Annotated in this window: 13 protein-coding genes; 4 read left to right on the top strand and 9 right to left on the bottom strand. The window is 65.8% G+C overall.

All coding sequences use genetic code 11. From position 1 onward, the window contains the following. Window positions 1–301: 301 nt before the first annotated feature. Window positions 302–2617, top strand: coding sequence for a transketolase (locus AX672_RS11260; RefSeq protein ID WP_066651564.1), 2316 nt, complete (start codon window positions 302–304; stop codon window positions 2615–2617). A 29-nt stretch (window positions 2618–2646) separates the two neighbouring features. Then, window positions 2647–3936: an aminotransferase class V-fold PLP-dependent enzyme gene (locus AX672_RS11265; protein WP_066651433.1), complete on the top strand. Its 1290-nt coding sequence runs from the start codon at window positions 2647–2649 to the stop codon at window positions 3934–3936. A gap of 10 nt (window positions 3937–3946) precedes the next feature. Here AX672_RS11265 and AX672_RS11270 read toward each other — a convergent pair whose 3' ends face one another. The 7 genes from AX672_RS11270 to AX672_RS11300 all read right to left on the bottom strand — a co-directional run bounded on the left by AX672_RS11270 (window position 3947) and on the right by AX672_RS11300 (window position 12455). After that, on the bottom strand, window positions 3947–5083 hold the full coding sequence (locus AX672_RS11270) for a cobalamin-independent methionine synthase II family protein (RefSeq protein ID WP_066651436.1): 1137 nt from the start codon (window positions 5081–5083) through the stop codon (window positions 3947–3949). After that, a complete protein-coding gene (locus tag AX672_RS11275; RefSeq protein ID WP_066651437.1) occupies window positions 5080–6102 on the bottom strand; it encodes a 5-methyltetrahydropteroyltriglutamate--homocysteine methyltransferase in 1023 nt (340 codons plus the stop codon). Before AX672_RS11275 ends, AX672_RS11270 begins: the two co-directional genes overlap by 4 nt. A gap of 13 nt (window positions 6103–6115) precedes the next feature. After that, window positions 6116–7441 (bottom strand): alpha/beta fold hydrolase, encoded by a 1326-nt coding sequence (locus AX672_RS18265; RefSeq protein WP_082730515.1) that lies wholly within the window; start codon window positions 7439–7441, stop codon window positions 6116–6118. A 31-nt stretch (window positions 7442–7472) separates the two neighbouring features. Then, window positions 7473–8075, bottom strand: a complete 603-nt coding sequence (gene wrbA, locus AX672_RS11285) for an NAD(P)H:quinone oxidoreductase (protein WP_066651566.1) — start codon at window positions 8073–8075, stop codon at window positions 7473–7475. A 25-nt stretch (window positions 8076–8100) separates the two neighbouring features. Continuing rightward, window positions 8101–10293, bottom strand: coding sequence for a TonB-dependent receptor (locus tag AX672_RS11290; protein WP_168727451.1), 2193 nt, complete (start codon window positions 10291–10293; stop codon window positions 8101–8103). 154 nt (window positions 10294–10447) lie between these two features. Continuing rightward, window positions 10448–11260, bottom strand: coding sequence for an IclR family transcriptional regulator domain-containing protein (locus tag AX672_RS11295; RefSeq protein ID WP_066651442.1), 813 nt, complete (start codon window positions 11258–11260; stop codon window positions 10448–10450). 52 nt (window positions 11261–11312) lie between these two features. Further along, window positions 11313–12455, bottom strand: a complete 1143-nt coding sequence (locus AX672_RS11300) for a CaiB/BaiF CoA transferase family protein (protein WP_066651570.1) — start codon at window positions 12453–12455, stop codon at window positions 11313–11315. A gap of 111 nt (window positions 12456–12566) precedes the next feature. On the opposite strand from AX672_RS11300, the gene AX672_RS11305 reads away from it, so the two are divergent. Beyond that, complete coding sequence (locus AX672_RS11305) at window positions 12567–13352, top strand: citryl-CoA lyase (RefSeq protein WP_066651443.1); 786 nt, start codon at window positions 12567–12569, stop codon at window positions 13350–13352. Window positions 13353–13358: 6 nt separating this feature from the next. Here AX672_RS11305 and AX672_RS11310 read toward each other — a convergent pair whose 3' ends face one another. Together AX672_RS11310 and AX672_RS11315 are read right to left on the bottom strand one after the other, a co-directional pair. Further along, on the bottom strand, window positions 13359–14708 hold the full coding sequence (locus tag AX672_RS11310) for a sigma-54-dependent transcriptional regulator (protein ID WP_066651445.1): 1350 nt from the start codon (window positions 14706–14708) through the stop codon (window positions 13359–13361). Next, a complete protein-coding gene (locus tag AX672_RS11315) occupies window positions 14708–16495 on the bottom strand; it encodes a sensor histidine kinase (protein WP_066651447.1) in 1788 nt (595 codons plus the stop codon). The genes AX672_RS11310 and AX672_RS11315 overlap by 1 nt, the downstream gene beginning before the upstream one ends. 193 nt (window positions 16496–16688) lie before the next feature. Between AX672_RS11315 and AX672_RS11320 the strand changes: the two genes are divergently transcribed. Further along, entirely contained in the window at window positions 16689–18026 is a 1338-nt protein-coding gene (locus tag AX672_RS11320; protein WP_066651449.1) for a dicarboxylate/amino acid:cation symporter, read from the top strand. Window positions 18027–18051 lie beyond the last annotated feature (25 nt).

An 18051-nucleotide genomic window follows, 5' to 3' on the forward strand; every position in this document is an offset into this window, starting at 1 on the left:
GATCGCGGCGTCCCTTTCGAAGGGCTCTGCGACGCGCATTACCCATTTTGGGCACGGGAGACGCGACGAGACGCGTGTCGGAGGAAAGGGCGCGCGGCGACGCGTTCTGATCGGGCTCAAGCGAGTCGAAACATGGTCGAAGTCGGCGCATTCCGATCGCTGCTGCGGCGGCCAGAAGGGCGCGCAGTCGTTGCCGTTTGCGGGTCAGCCGCCTAAGGCAAGGCGATCCTTTCGTCATCGTCTGGCCAGTGGAAACACCCCCTTGAACACCGTCCCGTCCGATGTCGCTGCGCCGCTTGCACTGCCCTCGCCCGAGCAGGTCGCGCTGATCGAAACCATCGATGCGCGGTTGCGCTGGCTGGCATCGTGGACGATCCACAACGCCAATCACTTGCGCGAGAGCCGCGACGGGCTGAAGGTCGGCGGGCATCAGGCGTCGTGCGCGTCGATCTCGACGATCATGGCCGCGCTCTATTTCGCGGCGCTCGGCCCCAATGACCGCGTCGCCGTGAAGCCGCACGCGGGGCCGATCCTGCACGCGATCCATTATCTGCTCGGCCAGCAGAGCCTCGACCAGCTGCAGGCGTTTCGCGGCTTCGGCGGCATGCAGAGCTATCCCAGCCGGACCAAGGACGCGATCCCGATCGACTTTTCGACCGGATCGGTCGGGCTGGGGGTGGCGATCACCGCCTTTGCATCGCTGGTGCAAGATTATCTGGTCGCGCACGGCAAGCTCGCGCCCGAGGACACCGGTCGGATGATCGCGCTGATGGGGGATGCCGAACTCGACGAAGGCAATATCTACGAATGCCTGATCGAGGCTTACAAGCACGACGTCCGCAATTGCTGGTGGATTGTCGATTACAACCGCCAGTCGCTCGATGCGACGACGGCGGACCGGATGTTCGACCGGTTTGACGATATTTTCGAAACCTGCGGCTGGCGCGTGCTGACACTGAAGCACGGCAAGCTGCAACGCGCCGCGTTCAAGCAACCCGGCGGCCAGCATCTCGAACAATGGATCGATGCCTGCCCCAATGCCGATTTCGCGGCGCTCACCTATCAGGGCGGTGCCGCATGGCGCGAGCGGCTGACCCGCGACATCGGCGGAAAGTCGGGCGTTGCCGCGTTGCTGGCGGCGCACGACAATGCAGCGCTTGCGCGGCTGATGACCAACCTTGGCGGGCATTGTGTCGAGACGATCCTCGATGCCTTCGCCCAGGCGGCCGATGATACGCCGACCTGTTTCATTGCCTATACCGTCAAGGGCTATGGCCTACCGTTCGCAGGACATAAGGACAATCATGCCGGGTTGATGAACCCCGGCCAGATCGAAGCCTTGCGCGACCAGATGGGCATTGCAGCGGGCGAAGAGTGGCAGCCCTGGTCGGGGCTGGGCGATAACGCCCGGACCAGCGTCAAAGCCTTCGTCGATGCGTCGCCGCTCAAGGTGAAGGTCGCCGATCGCGCCTTTGCCGAAGTGCCGGTGCCCGACCGGCTGCCAGTGCCGGATGGGGACGAGCAATCCACGCAGACGGCGTTCGGCAAGATCCTGCTCGATCTGGCGAAGTCGGGGCATCCACTCGCCGACCATATCGTTACCACCTCGCCCGATGTGACTGTCTCGACCAACCTCGGCGCTTGGGTGAACCAGCGCGGGCTGTTCCGGCGGCAGGACATCGCCGATGTCTTCGCCGCCGCGCGCATTCCTTCCGCCCAGAAATGGGCGGCACGACCGGCGGGCCAGCATGTCGAGCTGGGCATTGCCGAGAGCAATCTGTTCCTGATGCTGGCGGCGGCGGGCATCTCTGCGCCGTTGTTCGGCACGCGGTTGATGCCGGTCGGGACGGTCTATGACCCGTTCATCGCGCGCGGGCTCGATGCGATGAATTACGGCTGTTACATGAACGCGCGCTTCCTGCTGGTGGCGACGCCTTCGGGGCTCACTCTGGGGCCGGAAGGGGGGGCGCATCAGTCAATCAATTCGCCGCTGATCGGCATGGGCCAGCCGGGGCTGACCTATTATGAGCCCGCCTATGCCGACGAGGTCGCGCTGCTGATGGGCCATGCGTTCCGGCACATGCAGGCCGCCGATGGCGGTGCGGTCTATCTGCGGCTGTCGACGCGCAGCATCGCGCAGGTCAGCCGCGAGAACGATCGCTGGGAGGAAGGCGCGATCAAGGGCGGTTATTGGCTGAAGCGCCCCGCGCCGGGCGCCGAGGCCGCGATCATCGCCACGGGGGCGATCCTGCCCGAGGCGCTGGAGGCTTGGGAGCAGCTCAAGGACGATCTGCCCGGTATCGGCCTGATGGCCGTCACCTCGCCCGATCTGCTCCACCGCGGCTGGTCGGCGGCGCGCGCGGCGCGCTGGAGCGGCGGGGGCGGACCCGCGCATATCGCAACCCTGCTCGGCGCGCTGTCGCCGACCGCGGGGCTGGTGACGATCATCGATGGCAGCCCCGGCACGCTGAGCTGGATCGGCGGGGTGCGTGGCAACCGGGTGTCACCGCTCGGCATCGACCGCTTCGGGCAGACCGGCGATCTGCCCGACCTCTACCGCGAATACCGGCTCGACGCGCAGGCAATCATCGATGCGGCAGCGGAGTTGTTTCTGTGAACGAGCCACACAACCGGAAGGACAACACAATGGCAGTGTCACGGCGCGACGCGATGATGCTTGCGGCGGGTGTCGCGGTCACTCCGTCGGTTGCGGTCGGGGCCACGACGCCCGGCAGGACGACTGTCGCCCCCGACGACGAGGCGGCATGGGCGCGGATCGGCAAGCTCTATCCGGCGATGGGGCCAGTGACGCAGCTCGAACATGGCTATTGGGGGAATATGGCTGCGCCGGTGGCGGACGCGCATCGCGAGATTCTCGCGCGGCTCAATCGCGATACCAGCATCTATGCCCGTCGCGCGATGCGGCGCGACCAGATTGTGGCACAGGCGCGGGCGGGAGCGGCGATGGGCGTGCAGCCCGAGGACATGGGCTTTTGCCGCAACGCCGCCGAAGGGTTGCAGGCGCTGATCAGCCAGTTTCAGGGCGTGGCTGAGGGCGACGCGATCCTTTATTCGGACAATGACTATGAGGCCTCGCAAAATGCGATGGCCTATCTGGCGCGGACCCGGCGCGCGCAGGCAATCAAGGTCGCGCTGCCGCGCGCGCCCACGCGCGACAATGTGATCGCCGTCTATGCCGAGGCAATCAAGCGCGCCAAGCGGCTCAAGTTCGTGCTGCTGACCCACGGCACGCACCGCAGCGGGATGGTGGTGCCGGTCACCGAGATCGCCGCGCTCGCCAAGGTAGCAGGCGCGGTGGTGCTGGTCGATTGCGCGCAGAGCTTCTTCCAGCGCCCCTTCGCGATCCCCGATTTTGGCGCCGATTATGTCGTGCTCAACTTCCATAAATGGGTCGGCGCGCCGGTCGGCATTGCGGCGTTCTGGTGCCGCCCCGGCATGGCCGCGCAGATCGCGACCGCGCCGTCCGAAGCGACCGATGCCAAACCCGGCGACGTGCAGGCCAAGGTGCATCTCGGCACGGTCGACTTCGCGCCGCAATTGACACTGCCGACCGCGCTCGATTTTCAGGCATCGGTGCTGCCGGTGCCGATGAAGCTCGCGCGGCTGCAATATCTGCGCAACCATTGGGTGCGGCAATTGCGGGGGCTATCGGGCCTCGAAATCATGGTCGGCGATGATCCCGCGACGTTCGGCGCGATCACCTCATTCCGGATTGCCGGCCATGTCTCGGTCGCCGACAATGTCGCGATCACCGACACGCTGTTCAATCGCTACCGGATCATGACGGTCCACCGCACCGGCCTCGCCGATGGTGCCTGCGTGCGGGTGACGCCTGCGCTGTTCACTACGCCCGCCGATCTCGACCGGCTGGTGGTGGCGCTGAAGGAACTGGTGCCCGAAATCGCGCGCGGTTGAACGCTGGCTGCTACCAGTAGCGCGCGCTCGCGATCCGGGCGCCTTCGGCCAGCACCGCCATCTTCGCCCAGACGATGTCGCGGTCGACGCCGCCCGAGCCGACATGCACCGAAAAGCCGCAGTCGACGCCGGCCATCACATTGTCGCGCCCGACCAGATCGGCATAGCGGCCGATCCGCTGCGCGATCAGTTCGGGATGCTCGATGTAATTCGACTGGCATTCGACGACGCCGGGGATCAGCACCTTGCCGTCGGGCAGGCCGATTTCCTTGAACATCTCATATTCGTGCGCGTGGCGCGGATTGGCGGCCTCGAACTGGATCGCGTGCGGGCGCGCGCGCCAGACGAGGTCGATGATGTCCCTGAAGGGCACGTCGCAGTGGTGCGGCCCCGGATAATTGCCCCAGCACATGTGCATCCGCAGCTGCTGCTCGGGGATGTTCGCGGTCGCGCGGTTGAGTGCCTCGATATTGAGCATCATCCGGTCGCGGAACTGCGACAGCGTCAGCTCGCGGAACTGGGTGTGGCGGCCCATCGCGAGATCGGGGCAATCGATCTGGAGCGTGATCCCGGCAGCGGCGATCGCTTCATATTCGTGGCGCAGCCCTTCGGCGAGCGCGAACAGATAGTCCTCGTCGCTGTCGTAATAATCATTGGCGAAGAACAGCGCGGTGACGCCCGGCGAAGCGGCGCTCATGAACGCCTGCCGCCCCGGATGCCTGGCGAGTGCCGCGTTCAGGGTGCGCGTGTCGGCTTCGACGGCGGTCATGTCCTTGACGGTGATCGGCGCGTTGCACGCCGGCGTCTTGCGGTGCTTGCGACCGGCATCGCCCGAAATGCGTTCCTTGACGCCCGGGAAATCTTCGACATCCGCAAAGACATAGCTGTTGCCGCTGCCGCCGAAGCCGTTGAGCCGGTCCTTGATGTAGGTGGCATAGCTCGGCTTCGACTGTTCGCCATCGTTGATGATGTCGAGCCCGGCCTCCGCCTGCTTCGTCACGACATAATCGACCGCGGCTTCCACGCGCGCCTCGACTGCAACGGGGTCGAGCGGCAATCCTTCCTCGCGCGCGAACATCAGCGCGATCAGGTCGTCCTGGCGCGGCAGGCTGCCGACATGAGTGGTGAGGAAACGCCCCGCGCTCATGCCAGTTCGCCCCGGACGATGGCGGCGCCATCGGCCATCGCCTTCATTTTCCCGAAAGCCACGTCGCGCGGCAGATATTTCAGCCCGCAGTCGGGCGCGATCACCAGCCGTTCGGCGGCGACATGCGGCAGCGCGCGGCGGATGCGCGCGGCAACCGTCTCGGGCGTTTCGATTTCGTGCGTCGACAGGTCGAGCACGCCGAGAATGATCGTCTTGCCGGTCAGCTTTTCGAGAATGCTGCAATCGAGGTTCGACTGAGCGGTTTCGATCGAAATGTCATTGAGGTCGGTATCGGCGAGTTCGGGCAGGAAATTATAGCCCTCGGGCCGTTCGTGGATCAGCGCTGCATAGCCGAAGCAGATGTGGAGCGCAGTGCGCCCCTCCACACCGTCGAGCGCGGTCTTGAGCGCGGCGAGGCCATAGTCGCGCGCCTTCGCGGGGCGGGCCTGCATATAGGGCTCGTCGATCTGGACGATGTCGGCCCCCGCCGCGAACAGGTCCTTGATCTCGGCATTGACGGCGACGGCATAGTCGTGCGCCATCTCCGCCTCGTCGGCGTAAAAGTCGTTCTGCGCCTGCTGGGCCATGGTGAAGGGGCCGGGGACGGTGATCTTGATCATCCGGTCGGTGTTCGCGCGCAGGAATTCGACGTCGCGTGTCTCGACCGCGTGACGGCGGACGATCTTGCCGGTCACGCGCGGCACCGGATTGGGCTCGCCGCTGCGGTCGAGCGCGACGCCGGGATTGTCGAGATCGACGCCGTCGAGCGCGGTCGCGAAGCGGTTCGAATAGCTTTCGCGGCGCATCTCGCCGTCGGTGATGATGTCGAGCCCGGCGCGCTCCTGGTCGCGGATCGCGAGGATGGTCGCGTCATCGAACGCCTGCTCGCGCCATTCGGGATCGACGCGCCACAGCTCGGTCGCGCGCACGCGCGGCGGGAAGCGACCGGCGAGCTTGACCTTGTCGATCAGCCAGTCGGGCTGGGTGTAGGAACCGACGAGCGAGGTGGGCAGCAGCATGGGTAGGGCCTTTTCAGCAGGGAAGGGAATGGACGAAGTCGAGCAGGAGCGTGTTGAACGCGCCGGGCTGGTCGAGATTGCACAGATGACCGGCACCCTCGATCACGACCGTGCGACCCCGGGGGGCAGTTGCACCGATGAAGTCCGCGACCCGGCGGCGCCACGGCATATCGTCGGCGCCGACGATCGCCAGCACCGGCATCGGCAGCGCGGCGATATCGGCCTCGGCAATCGCGATCGGTTGCTGCACTGCGCGCAGGTCGCGCCCGTCATAAGCGTCCAGCATCGCCTCGAGCAGCGGCCGCGCGGCCGGCGAGATGCGTGTCAGCGGATGTTGCCGCCATTCGGCCTTCATCGCCTCGAGCTGTCCTTCGGCGACCATCGTCGAATAATAGCTGCGGGGCAGCGCGTCTTCCTCGCTGTCGTGGGGCACGACATCGTGCAGCGGCGCGCCGACCACCACCAGCCCCGCGAGCCGTTCCGGCCGGTGCCGCGCATAGTCGAGCGCGACGGCGGCCCCCTGCGACATGCCGACCAGCACGAAGCGGTCGCTGCCGACCAGCCGGTCGACGTCCTGCCATTCGCGCGCGAGGCTGGCGGGGGCAGTTGCGCCGCCGAAGCCGCGCCGGTCGGGCATCACCAGCCGCAGGCGATCCGCGAGCGGCAGTTGCGGCGTCCAGCTGCGGTGATCGAGCGTCCAGCCGTGCAGTAACAGCGCTTCCACGCCCTCGCCCGCCACCGCGACGGGCAGCGTGCCGTCGCCGACATCGATGGCGCGCGCGGTCGCTGGCGGGGGGGCGTCAGCCAGATGCCGCACGTCGTTGTTGGGCCGGTGATCGCCCGCCAGCCAGCGCTTCAGCTCGCTGTGCGCGTCCTGCAGGCGCAGCGCGTTGATTTGCGGCGCATGTTCGGCGTCGCGGGTGAATTCGATGATCATGCCATCGGGGTCGGTGACATAGACCGAGCGGCAATAGCCATGTTCGAGCACATAGGTTTCCGGCTCAACGAACCCGGCCGCAGCAATGCGGCGCTCCAGCTCGGCCTGCGCGTCGGCATCCACGTTGAGCGCGAGATGGCGGAACGGGCTCGGCGGCAGCTCGGGGCCGAATTCGGCCTGGTCGGCGGGATCGGCGAACGAGAAGAACGCCATCGCGCTGCCATCGGGCAGGCCGAAGAAACAATGGCAATAGGTGCGTTCCTTGCCGAACAGGTCTTCCTGCTCGCACCAGGTTGCCGTCAATGGGAAGCCGAGAATGTCTTCGTAAAAATGGCGGGTGGCTTCGAGATCCTTGGAGACATAGGCAGTGTGATGCAGGCGGCTGGGCAAATGGGCGCTCATGATCTGCTCCTGTCGAATCGGGTGGTCGGGGTCAGCGGGTCAGCTTTTGGGCGATCCGGGCGACATGGTCGCCCTGAAAGCGCGCACCGGCAAGTTCGTTGTCGCTTGGCATCCGGCTGCCGTCGCCGCCCGCAATCGTCGTCGCGCCATAGGGCGTGCCGCCGCTGATTTCGGTCATCACGGTATTGCCGGTGAAGCTGTAGGGCAGGCCCACCACGACCATGCCGTGGTGCAGCAGCGTGGTGTGGAACGAGGTGATCGTGGTTTCCTGGCCGCCGTGCTGGCTGGCGGTGCTGGCGAAGACGCTGCCGACCTTGCCGATCAGCGCGCCGCGCGCCCACAGGCCGCCGGTCTGGTCGAGGAAGTTGCGCATCTGCGCGGCCATGTTGCCGAACCGCGTCGGGGTGCCGAAGATGATCGCGTCATAATCGGCGAGTTCGTCGGGAGTCGCGACCGGGGCGGCCTGATCGAGCTTCATGCCCGCTGCACGCGCCTGCGCTTCGGGCATGATCTCGGGAACGCGCTTCAGGATCGCTTGACACCCTTCGACACCGTCGACGCCAGCGGCGACCGACTGCGCCATTGCCTCGATGTGGCCGTAGGACGAATAATAGAGAATCAGAATGCGGGTCACGAAACGATCCTTGGCTGGCAAACGATCAGAATTTGAAGCTGCCCTCTAGCCCGTAGATGCGCGGCCGTGCCTTGAAGACGAAGCCGCCGGGCGAGAATTCGGCGTTGTACCGTTTGTCGAACAGGTTGTTGGCATAGGCCGATACCGTCCATTTGCCGCCATCGATTGTGAAGCGGGTATCGACGAGGTCGACCGGGTTGCGCGAGGTCGAATTGGTCACGTCAAACCAGGTGCGCCCGATGCGGCGATAATCGATGCGGAAACGACCTTTCAGGTCGCTGTTGCCTAGCCGCGATTCATATTGGCCGCCCAGGTTGAGCGTGTAGCGCGAGATGAACGGGGCTTCGTTGCCGATCACGGTGCGATCGGGGAAGCGCTCGATCCGGCTGTAGGTCACGCCGAGCGCGGCGTTGAGTTCTAGCCCGCGGGTGGGGCGCAGATTGGCCTCGATTTCGAACCCGCGCAGCCGGGCTGCTGGCACATTGCCCAGATTCTGCGTCGAGTTGGCGGCGAGGAAGACGAAGAAATAGCCGTTCTTCGACAGCGTCGTGTAGCCACTGATGTTAAAGGTCAGCTTGCGGTCGAACAGCGTCGATTTCAGACCGACTTCGAAGGTGTCCGCGGTTTCGGCCTCATAAATATCCTGCACGCCGACAACACCGGTGCCGGCCGCCACTGCGCCGACGCCGGTCTGGTTAAAGCCGCCCGAGCGGAAGCCGCGGCTATAACCGCCATAGACCGTCAGGTCCGGAATCGGCTTCCAGGTCGCGGTAATCTTGGGCTGCCATGCCGAGAAGCCGCGATTGCGGACTTGCCCCGGAATGCCGGCCGGGAAGCCGGCGACCACGGGGATGAACTGCTGCGGCGTCAGCGTCGTATTGGCGCGATCGTCGCGGTCATAGCGGAGCGAGGCGTCGATCCGGAATGCCTTGCTGAATTCATATCCAAGCCCGCCATAGATCGCCCAGGCGAAATTGCTCTGGCTATCGGCGAGGAAGGTGGCCTGCGGGTTGAGCGGATTGGTGCTCGGCGTGCGGAACACCGCCGTCACGCCATTGCCGGTGTCGACCAGATTGCCCGTCGAAATATAACGGTCGGTCTGGATCAAATAGGTGCCGAGCGACCATTGGAACCGGTCGGTATCGCGCGACGAGATGCGCAGATCCTCGCTTATTGCGCGCACATCGAGATATTGGCTTTGGTTGAGATCGAAGCCAAAGAACTGGAACAGCAGCGATTCGCGGATCGGCAGAAAGTTGAAGGCGTCGCCGGTCAGAATTTCGCTGACCTTGTCATAAGAGGTTACCGAGCGGATCAATCCCCAATCGGTCTTGTAATCGATCTTGAGCGAAACGTTATAAATGTCGCGATTGTCGATGCCGGGATTGTTGACGCGCACCGGCAGGCTGACGTCGTTCACGTCGTTGACGATGTTGTAATAGAAAGCCTGCGTCTTGAGCAGCGAGACATAGCCGCGCAGGTCGACGCTGAAATTGTCGGTCGGCTGCCACAGCAATTTGCCGCGGATCGAGAAATCGCGCACCGGATCGGCATCGCGGCCGAGGAAGGTGTTGGGGATATACCCTTCGGTGTCGCGCCACGACCCCGACACCCGGAACTTCAGATTGTCGGTGATCGGTCCGCTGAGCCCGGCACGCAGCGTATAGCCGAAACCATTGTCGATGCCGGCGAAGGCGCGTCCTTCGAACTGGTTGGTCGGGTCCTTGGTCTTGACGACGATCGCGCCGCCGATCGCGTTGCGACCGTAAAGGCCACCCTGCGGCCCTTTCAGGATTTCGATCTGTTCGATGTCGAACAGTTCCTGGTTGAACTGCGCCGCATTGACCTGTTGCACACCGTCGACGACCACCGCGACCGACGGTTCCGAGTTGCGGTTCTGGGTAATGCCGCGGATGATGACGAAGGCATTGCCGACGTTCTGCGTTTCGATCAGCTGGACGTTCGATGTCAGCGCGACGAAATCGGCAGGACGATCGATGCCGGCGGCTTCGATCGCCTTGGCGTCGAAGGCGGTGATCGCGGCCGGTGTGTTCTGGATCGTGCTGTCGCGGCGCAGCGCCGACACGACGACTTCGTTGCTGTCCTTTTCCTCCGCAGGTGCGGCAGGTGCTTCCTGCGCGGCGGCGGGTGCCGACACGAGCAATGCCAGCGCCGACGTGGCGAGCAGCACGGTCTTGACTGAAGCGGATGCGATCACGGCGATTCTCCCCCCGAAGCACGGCCCTTGATGGTCGCCCGACGGGCGCCGACCTTTACATGAAATCCTTAAGGCGTTTCGCCAAGCGAAGTCAAGTTCGATATGCGAAGTTTGCGCGTGCCGACGCGCGGCGATATCGCAGAGACGGCTTGGGTCAGTTGCGGGCGAGCGAGTGGATCAACGCCGGCCAGCGCTGGAGCGCTGCGCCAATCTCGCTTGCGGCACCGCGCAGCATTGGCAGGCGCGTGCGCACCAGTTCGTCCTGCGAAATCCGTGTCGTCGACGTCGAGCAGTTGATTGCGGCAACGGTCCGCCGCTGCGCGTCGAACACCGGCACCGCGACCGACACCAGACCATAGTCGAGCTCGTCGAGCGCCGAATCATAGCCATGCGCGCGGACATCGCGCAACCGCGCGCCGAGCACTTCCGCCGACGTCACGGTGCGCTCGGTGAACCGCGTCAGCGCGGCACGCGCGAGATAGGCTGCGATCACGTCCTCGTCCTGAAACGCCAGCAACACCTTGCCGAGCGAAGTCGCGTGCACCGGAAAGCGCGTGCCCACCGTCGCGCCGAGCCGGATGCGCCGGTTGGTCGAGACATGCGCGACATAGAGGATGTCATCGCCCGACAGCACCGCCATCGACGAGCTGTCGCCGGTGTCGTCGCGCAACTGTTGCAGCGGCGGCAGCACGACCTGCTCGACGTTCATCGACGAGAGGTAGCTGGTGCCGAAGCTCAGCACTTCGGGCCGCAGCAGGAATTTACGCCCGAACTGGGCAATATAGCCCAGCTGCACCAGCGTATTGAGGCAGCGCCGCGCAACCGCAGGGCTCAGCCCGGTGATCTGCGCGACTTCGCTCAGCTGCATTTCGGGATGGCTCGCATCGAACGCGCGCAGCACGCGCAGGCCGCGCTCGAGCGTCGAGAGATATTCGCTGTCCTTGGGCGGTTTGGCGGGGTCGGGCATGGCCCGCGTTACCGGCCGACGCCGGCTTGGGCAAGCGAGCGACCTGCCGCGCTCACTGCGCTTCGGCCACGCGCTGCCCCAGCAATTCGTCATTGTGCTGGCCGAGCGTCGGCGGCGCGGTGACGTCGAGCGCGCGTTCGCCGTCGAAGCTGACTGGCGATCGGATCGTGCGGAAGCGGCCATGCGGCCCGTCCGGATCGTCGATGCAGAGTTGCAGATGCTGCGCCTGTTCGGTCGCGATCACTTCGGGCGCCGAATAGACGGGCGAATGCGGCACTTCGAGCCGTTCGAGAATCGCGCACCACGCCGCCCGGTCGCGCGTCGCGAAGATCGGGGCGAGATGTGCGGCGACCTTCTCATAATTGGCGATGCGGGCATTGCGGTCAGCGAATTCGGGGCGCGCGAGCATCTGCGGTTCGCCTACCGCTTCGGCCAGATTTTCCCAGAATTTGGGCGGCGACGACATGTGGAGCGCGATCCAGCCACCGCAGCCGCACTGGAAGACATAGGATTGCGAGACATTGGGGCGGCTGTACGGCCCCATCACTTCGCCTGCCGACAGGTAATGGGTGAAATCGTCGAGGTTGAAATGCGCCATTGCCTCGAACATCGACACTTCGACCAGACGCCCCTGGCCGGTGCGCGCGCGTTCGTGCAGCGCCGCAAGCACGCCATAAGCGCCGTAAAAGCCGGTGATCGCATCGGCGAGCGCCGGGCCGACAACGCGGGGATTGGCGGGATTGACGAGCAGGCGCAGAAAGCCGCTCGCCGCCTGAGCGACGGTATCGAATGCGGGCCGGTCGCGGTCGGGGCCGGTTGCGCCGAAGCCCGAGATTGAGAGATAGATGAGCCGCGGATTGATCGCGCGCAGCCGTTCGGGATCGACGTTGAGCTTGCCCGCAATGCCGGGGCGGAAATTCTGGATGAAGACATCGGCGTCGGCGATCATGCGATCGAACGCTGCCAGATCGTCGCCGCCGCGCGTGTCGAGCGTGATCGAGCGCTTGTTGCGGTTATAGGTCTGGAAATGCGGGCTGTAGAGTTCGCCCTTGAAGGCACGGAAGGGATCGCCGCCGTCGGGGCGCTCGACCTTGATCACATCGGCGCCGAGGTCGGCAAGCAACATGCCGGCAGCGGGGCCGGTGATGAAGGTCCCCATTTCCAGCACAGTGACATCGCCGAGCGGCTTGGCCATATTGACTACTCCCTGCCAAAGGGCATAGAAAATTCGATATACGAAATCAACTTCGTAAATCGAAAACATGTGCGGCGCCGAGGCGCGTCGGTTTCGGAAAGGCTCTACAGCATGCGCATCGGCAAACAGGATGCTCCGTTCAGCGCGATCTGCACGTCGGATGCGGAAAGCATCACCGTGCGCGGGCGCGACCTGTGCGGCGAGATCATCGGCCAGATGGATTTTACCAGCTATTTCTGGCTGCTGGTCACCGGCAGTGCGCCGAGCGAGACGCAGCGCTTCTTCGCCAATGCGGTGCTCGCGGCGATTGCCGAACACGGGCTGGTGCCGAGCGTCGTTGCCGCGCGGATGACCTATGCCGCAGCACCCGAGGCGTTCCACGGCGCCGTGGCCGCAGGGCTGCTCGGCTGCGGGTCGGTGGTGCTCGGCAGTGCCGAGGTCGCCGGGCGATTCTATGCGGATCTGGTCGCAAAGACGGGCGGAGGCGCGATCGCGACCGAGGTCGCGGCCGAGGGCATCCGCGTGCTGCGGGCCGACAAGCGCGCCATCCCCGGCTTCGGCCACCCCCAGCACAGCGGTGGCGATCCGCGTGCGCTGCTGCTGCTCGATCTCGCCGCACAGCACGGCGTCTTCGGTCCGCATATCGGCATGCTTTACGCAATCCGCGATGCGCTGCCCGAGGCGCTCGGGCGACCGCTGCCGATCAACGTCAACGGCGCAATTCCGGCGGTCATGCTCGACGTCGGCTTCCCGGTCGCCGCGCTCAAGGGCATTTCGCTGCTCGCGCGGACCGCCAGCCTGATCGCGCATCTTCAGGAAGAAACCGAACGGCCGATCGGCTTCGTGATGTCGGGCGCCGCCGCTGCCGCGATCGAGTATGACGGACCGCGCGGATAGGTCCGGTCAGTCGCGTCGGCGTCGATAGTCCGCCGCATCGATCGCGTGGCGCGCCATCTTTTCGTAAAGCGTCTTGCGCGGCGTCTGCAGGATCGCCTGTGCGGCCGTAACATTGCCGCCGGTCTGGCGCAGCACATCCTCGATCACGCTTGCCTCGAACCGGCGCACGCGCTCGGCAAGCGGGTATCCGCTCGTATCCGGCGTGACTCCCGGCGCTTGCGTGAAGCCGAGCACGGCTTGCACGGCATAGTTGCGCAGCTCGCGGACATTGCCCGGCCAGTCGTGGCTCGTCAGGTGGCGCCGGACCGCCTCGGTCAGCGTGAATGCGGCCCCATCGGCGCGTGCCTGCGCTTCCTCGACAAACAGCGCGAACAGCGGCGCAATGTCCTCGCGCCGGTCGCGCAGCGGGGGAACCTGCAGGCGCACCACGTTCAGCCGATAGAATAAATCCTGGCGGAAGCGCCCCTGTGCGACCAGTCCGGCCAAATCGGCCTTGCTCGTCGCGATTACCCGCAGATCGACCGCGCGCGGACGCGGGGCGCCGATCGGCTGGACTTCGCGCTCTTCGAGCACACGGAGCAGCTTGGACTGGACCGGTAGCGGCATGCTGTCGATCTCGTCGAGCAGCAGCGTGCCGCCGCTCGAGTTTTCGATCTGGCCGGCGCGGGCGAGCCGCGTGTGCGCCACGGCATCGGCAGCGTGGCCGAACAGCTCGGTCTCGGCGAGCGCTTCGGGCAGCGCGCCGCAGTTGACGGCAATGAGCGGTCGGCCGCGGCGCGGGCTCGAACGGTGGATCATGGTGGCGACCAGTTCCTTGCCGGTTCCGGTCTCGCCCTCGACGAGCACGTCGATATCGGATGCCGCAACCTGCCGGATCGTCGCGCGCAGCCGGGCTATCGCCGCGCTCTCGCCCACCAGCGGATCGGCCTCGCCCTGGGCCTCGGCGGCGGCGCGCAGGCGGCGATTGTCGAGCACCAGCAGCCGCTTTTCGAGCGCGCGGCGGGTCGCGGCGATCAGGTGATCGGTCGCGAAGGGCTTGGTGATGAAGTCGAACGCGCCTTCGCGCAGCGCGCCGACGGCCATCGCGACATCGGCATGGCCGGTGACGAGGATGACCGGAATATCGGGGTCGATCGCGCGCACCCGCGCGAACAGCTGGAGTCCGTCCATGCCGCGCATCCTGATGTCGGAGACGATCGCGCCTGCGAAATCGCGGCCGATACCGGGCAGCGCACGGTCCGCGCTCGCAAAGGCCTCGACCGAAAAGCCTGCCAGCTCCAGCGTCTGCACCGTCGCCTCGCGCAGCGCGGGATCGTCCTCGACGAAACACACCGGTTGGTGGGTGGCAAACAGCATCAGCTTCGCTTCAGCAGCAGCGTGAAGGCCGCGCCGCCGAGCGGCGAGGGCGTCAATGTCAGTTCGCCGCCGAACTCGCGCGCAATGTCGCGCGCGATCGCGAGACCCAGCCCGATCCCCGCGGGCTTGGCGGAAACGAACGGCGTGAACAGCGCATCGGCGATCGACGGATCGACGCCGGGGCCATTGTCAGCGATCGTGACGGTGATTGCGCGATCGTCAATCGCGGCAACGGTGAGCGAAATGGCGGGGTCGGCGTTACCGGCAATTGCCTCCAGCGCATTCTGCAAGAGGTTGATCAGGATCTGCTCTAGCCGCACGCGGTCGCCGATCACCAGTGTGTCGGCCAGTGCGCGCGGCAATTCGATTGCCGTGATGTGCCGCGCGCGCTCGCCCAGGATCATCAGCGACCCGTCGATCACCGAGCCGATTGGCACCGCGTCGATCGCCGGGACCTTGCGGCGCGCGAAATTGCGCAATTCAGCCGTGATGCTGCCGATCCGGCTGGTCAGCTCGATGATGCGGTGCAGATTGTCATATGCTCGCTGCGGCTGGGCGCGATCGAGCAGCAGACCGGCATTTTCGGCAAAGGTGCGGATCGCCGCCACCGGCTGGTTGATCTCGTGCGCGACGCCCGCCGTAATCTGGCCGAGCGAGCCGAGCCGGTTGGCCTGCGCCAGTTCCTCGCGCGCGGCGCGGAAGCGCCGGTCGGCATCGGCACGCTCGCGCGATTCGATGTGGAGCGCTTCGTTGGCGGCCTGCAGCTCGGCGGTGCGCCGGACCACTTCGGCTTCGAGCGTCCGCTGTGCCTCGACCGCGAGCTGGCGCTTCTCCCTATCGCGCAGGACGAGCGCGCCCGCGGCAACGACTACGACCAGCAATCCGAGCCCCCACAGGCGGACATTGCTGGTTGCAGCCGCCAGCGGGCCGGCGAGCGGTTCGAGGTGGACAAGCCGACCGTCGGCCAGCGGCACCGGCTCGGTCGCCGCGCGATAATATGTCGCCCGGTCTCCGCCGCCGATCTGCGCCAGCGGTCCCGACAGATCGACAGCGGCAGGCTTTGGTGCCGCCCCGCCGAACTGCAGCGTCTCGCGCACGCGCGCCAGCGTCGCGGCGTCGAGCGGCCGGGTCGCGCGAAAGCGCCAGCCGGGAACGGCCGTGATCAGGATCACTCCCTGCGCGTCGGTCACGAAGCTGGGACCGGCAGCGCGTGCCCAGATCGATTCGACGCGGTCGAATTCGACCTTCACGACGATCGTCCCCGCCGGTCGTCCGCTGATGTCGAGCCGCCGCGCAAGGTAGAGGCCCGGGCGCCCGCTGACCGTGCCGAGTGCGAACAGTTCGGACTGGCCGCGCGCCATCGCATCGCGGAAATAGGGCCGAAAGCCGTAATTGCTGCCGACGAAGCTGGTCGCCAGCCGCCAATTGCTGGCGGCAATGGTCAGCCCGTCGCGGTCGATCAGATAAATGGCCGCCGAATCGGTCCGCGCGGCGAGCAATTCCAGCGTGCGATTCAGCCGCGCGATCGGCGCGGCGCCATGCGTGGCAAGGGCCGCGCCGACATCGGGATATTCGGCAAGCACGACGGGCAGCAGGCGGAATTTCTGCAATTCGCTGGCGAGCAGGCTGGCGTGGCTGCGCGCGGTCCGCGACGCGGTCAGGTCGGTCGCGGCAATCGCCTGCGTCCGCGCCCAGCGGTCGCCGAGCGTGGCGAACAGCGCGACCGCCGCCACTGCCGCCAGCCCGGCGAGAATGAGGCCGCGCCGCCGCTCCCACAATCCGATCATCTGGGCGGTTTATCACACAGTTTGCGCAATGCACGTCACCATTTCCGCACAGCGACAGATCGAGGTCACTATGGAAGATCGCATAAAATTAATGTGTTAGCGCGGTTTCGGGCAAATTTGCCAAGGGCGAACCGCTGCCTATCCTTATCCCAAAGCCTCGGATGAAGGCGCGCACGCGGCGCAAAGGGGAGCGATGAAGATCACGCCGATTTCGCCCGAGTCGAGGCAGGGCCAGCACCGCTGGTGGCAGCATCTTTATGTGCAGGTGCTGGTGGCGATCGGTGTGGGCGCGGCGCTTGGCCATTTCTATCCCGATCTGGGCGTCGCGCTGAAGCCGCTGGGCGACGGCTTCATCAAGCTCGTGAAGATGGTGATCGCGCCGGTGATCTTTCTGTCGGTGGTCAGCGGTATCGCGGGCATGCGCGACATGGGCGGGGTCGGTCGCGTCGCGGCCAAGGCTTTTGCCTATTTCATCACCGTGTCGACCGGCGCGCTGGTGCTGGGGCTTATCGTCGCCAATCTCGTTCGTCCTGGCGCCGGACTCAACATCGATCCGGCGACGCTCGATCCGACGGCGGTCGCCGATTACGTCAACAAGGCGCATGACACGAGCATCATCGGCTTCCTGAGCGACATCATCCCGACCACTTTGGTCTCGGCGCTGACCGACGGGTCGATCCTGCAGACGCTGTTCGTCGCGATCCTGTTCGGCCTCGCATTGTCGCTGGTCGGCGACCCCGCAGCGCCGGTGCGCGACCTGATCGAACGGCTGGCGATGGTCGTGTTCCGGCTCGTCGCGATGCTGATGCGACTGGCACCGATCGGCGCGTTCGGCGCGATTGCGTTCACGATCGGCAAGTTCGGGCTGGCAGCGCTCGTCAATCTCGGCGCGCTGGTGGCGACCTTCTATGCGACCTCGCTGCTGTTCGTGCTGCTGATCCTTGGCGCGATCGCACGGGCGCATGGTTTCTCCGTGGTGCGGTTGATTGTCTATCTGCGCGCCGAGCTGTTGCTCGTGCTCGGTACTTCGTCGTCCGAAGCCGCGTTGCCCAGCCTGATCGCCAAGCTGGAGGAAGCGGGCTGCGAGCGCAGCGTGGTCGGGCTGGTGGTGCCGACCGGCTATTCGTTCAATCTCGACGGCACCAACATCTACATGACGCTGGCAGCGCTGTTCATCGCGCAGGCGACCAATGTCGAGCTCAGCCTGGGCGAGCAGCTCGCGTTGCTTGGCGTGGCGATGCTGAGCTCCAAGGGCGCAGCGGGCGTGACGGGGGCAGGGTTCATCACGCTCGCCGCCACGCTGTCGATCGTGCCGACGGTGCCGGTTGCGGGCATGGCACTGATTCTGGGCATCGACCGGTTCATGTCCGAATGCCGCAGCCTCACCAATTTCATGGGCAATGCCGTCGCAACGATCGTCGTCGCGCGCTGGGAAGGGGCGCTCGATCGCGAGCGGCTGGCGGCAGTACTCGCAGGGGGCGGCGTGTCGCCGGCGTTGATGCCGGCGCCTGCCGACGCTGCAGCCGACTGACAAAATAGAGCAGATAGGGGAGAGG

This window comes from Sphingomonas sp. CCH10-B3 (assembly GCF_001556185.1).
Classification (GTDB): Bacteria; Pseudomonadota; Alphaproteobacteria; order Sphingomonadales; family Sphingomonadaceae; genus Sphingomonas; species Sphingomonas aquatica.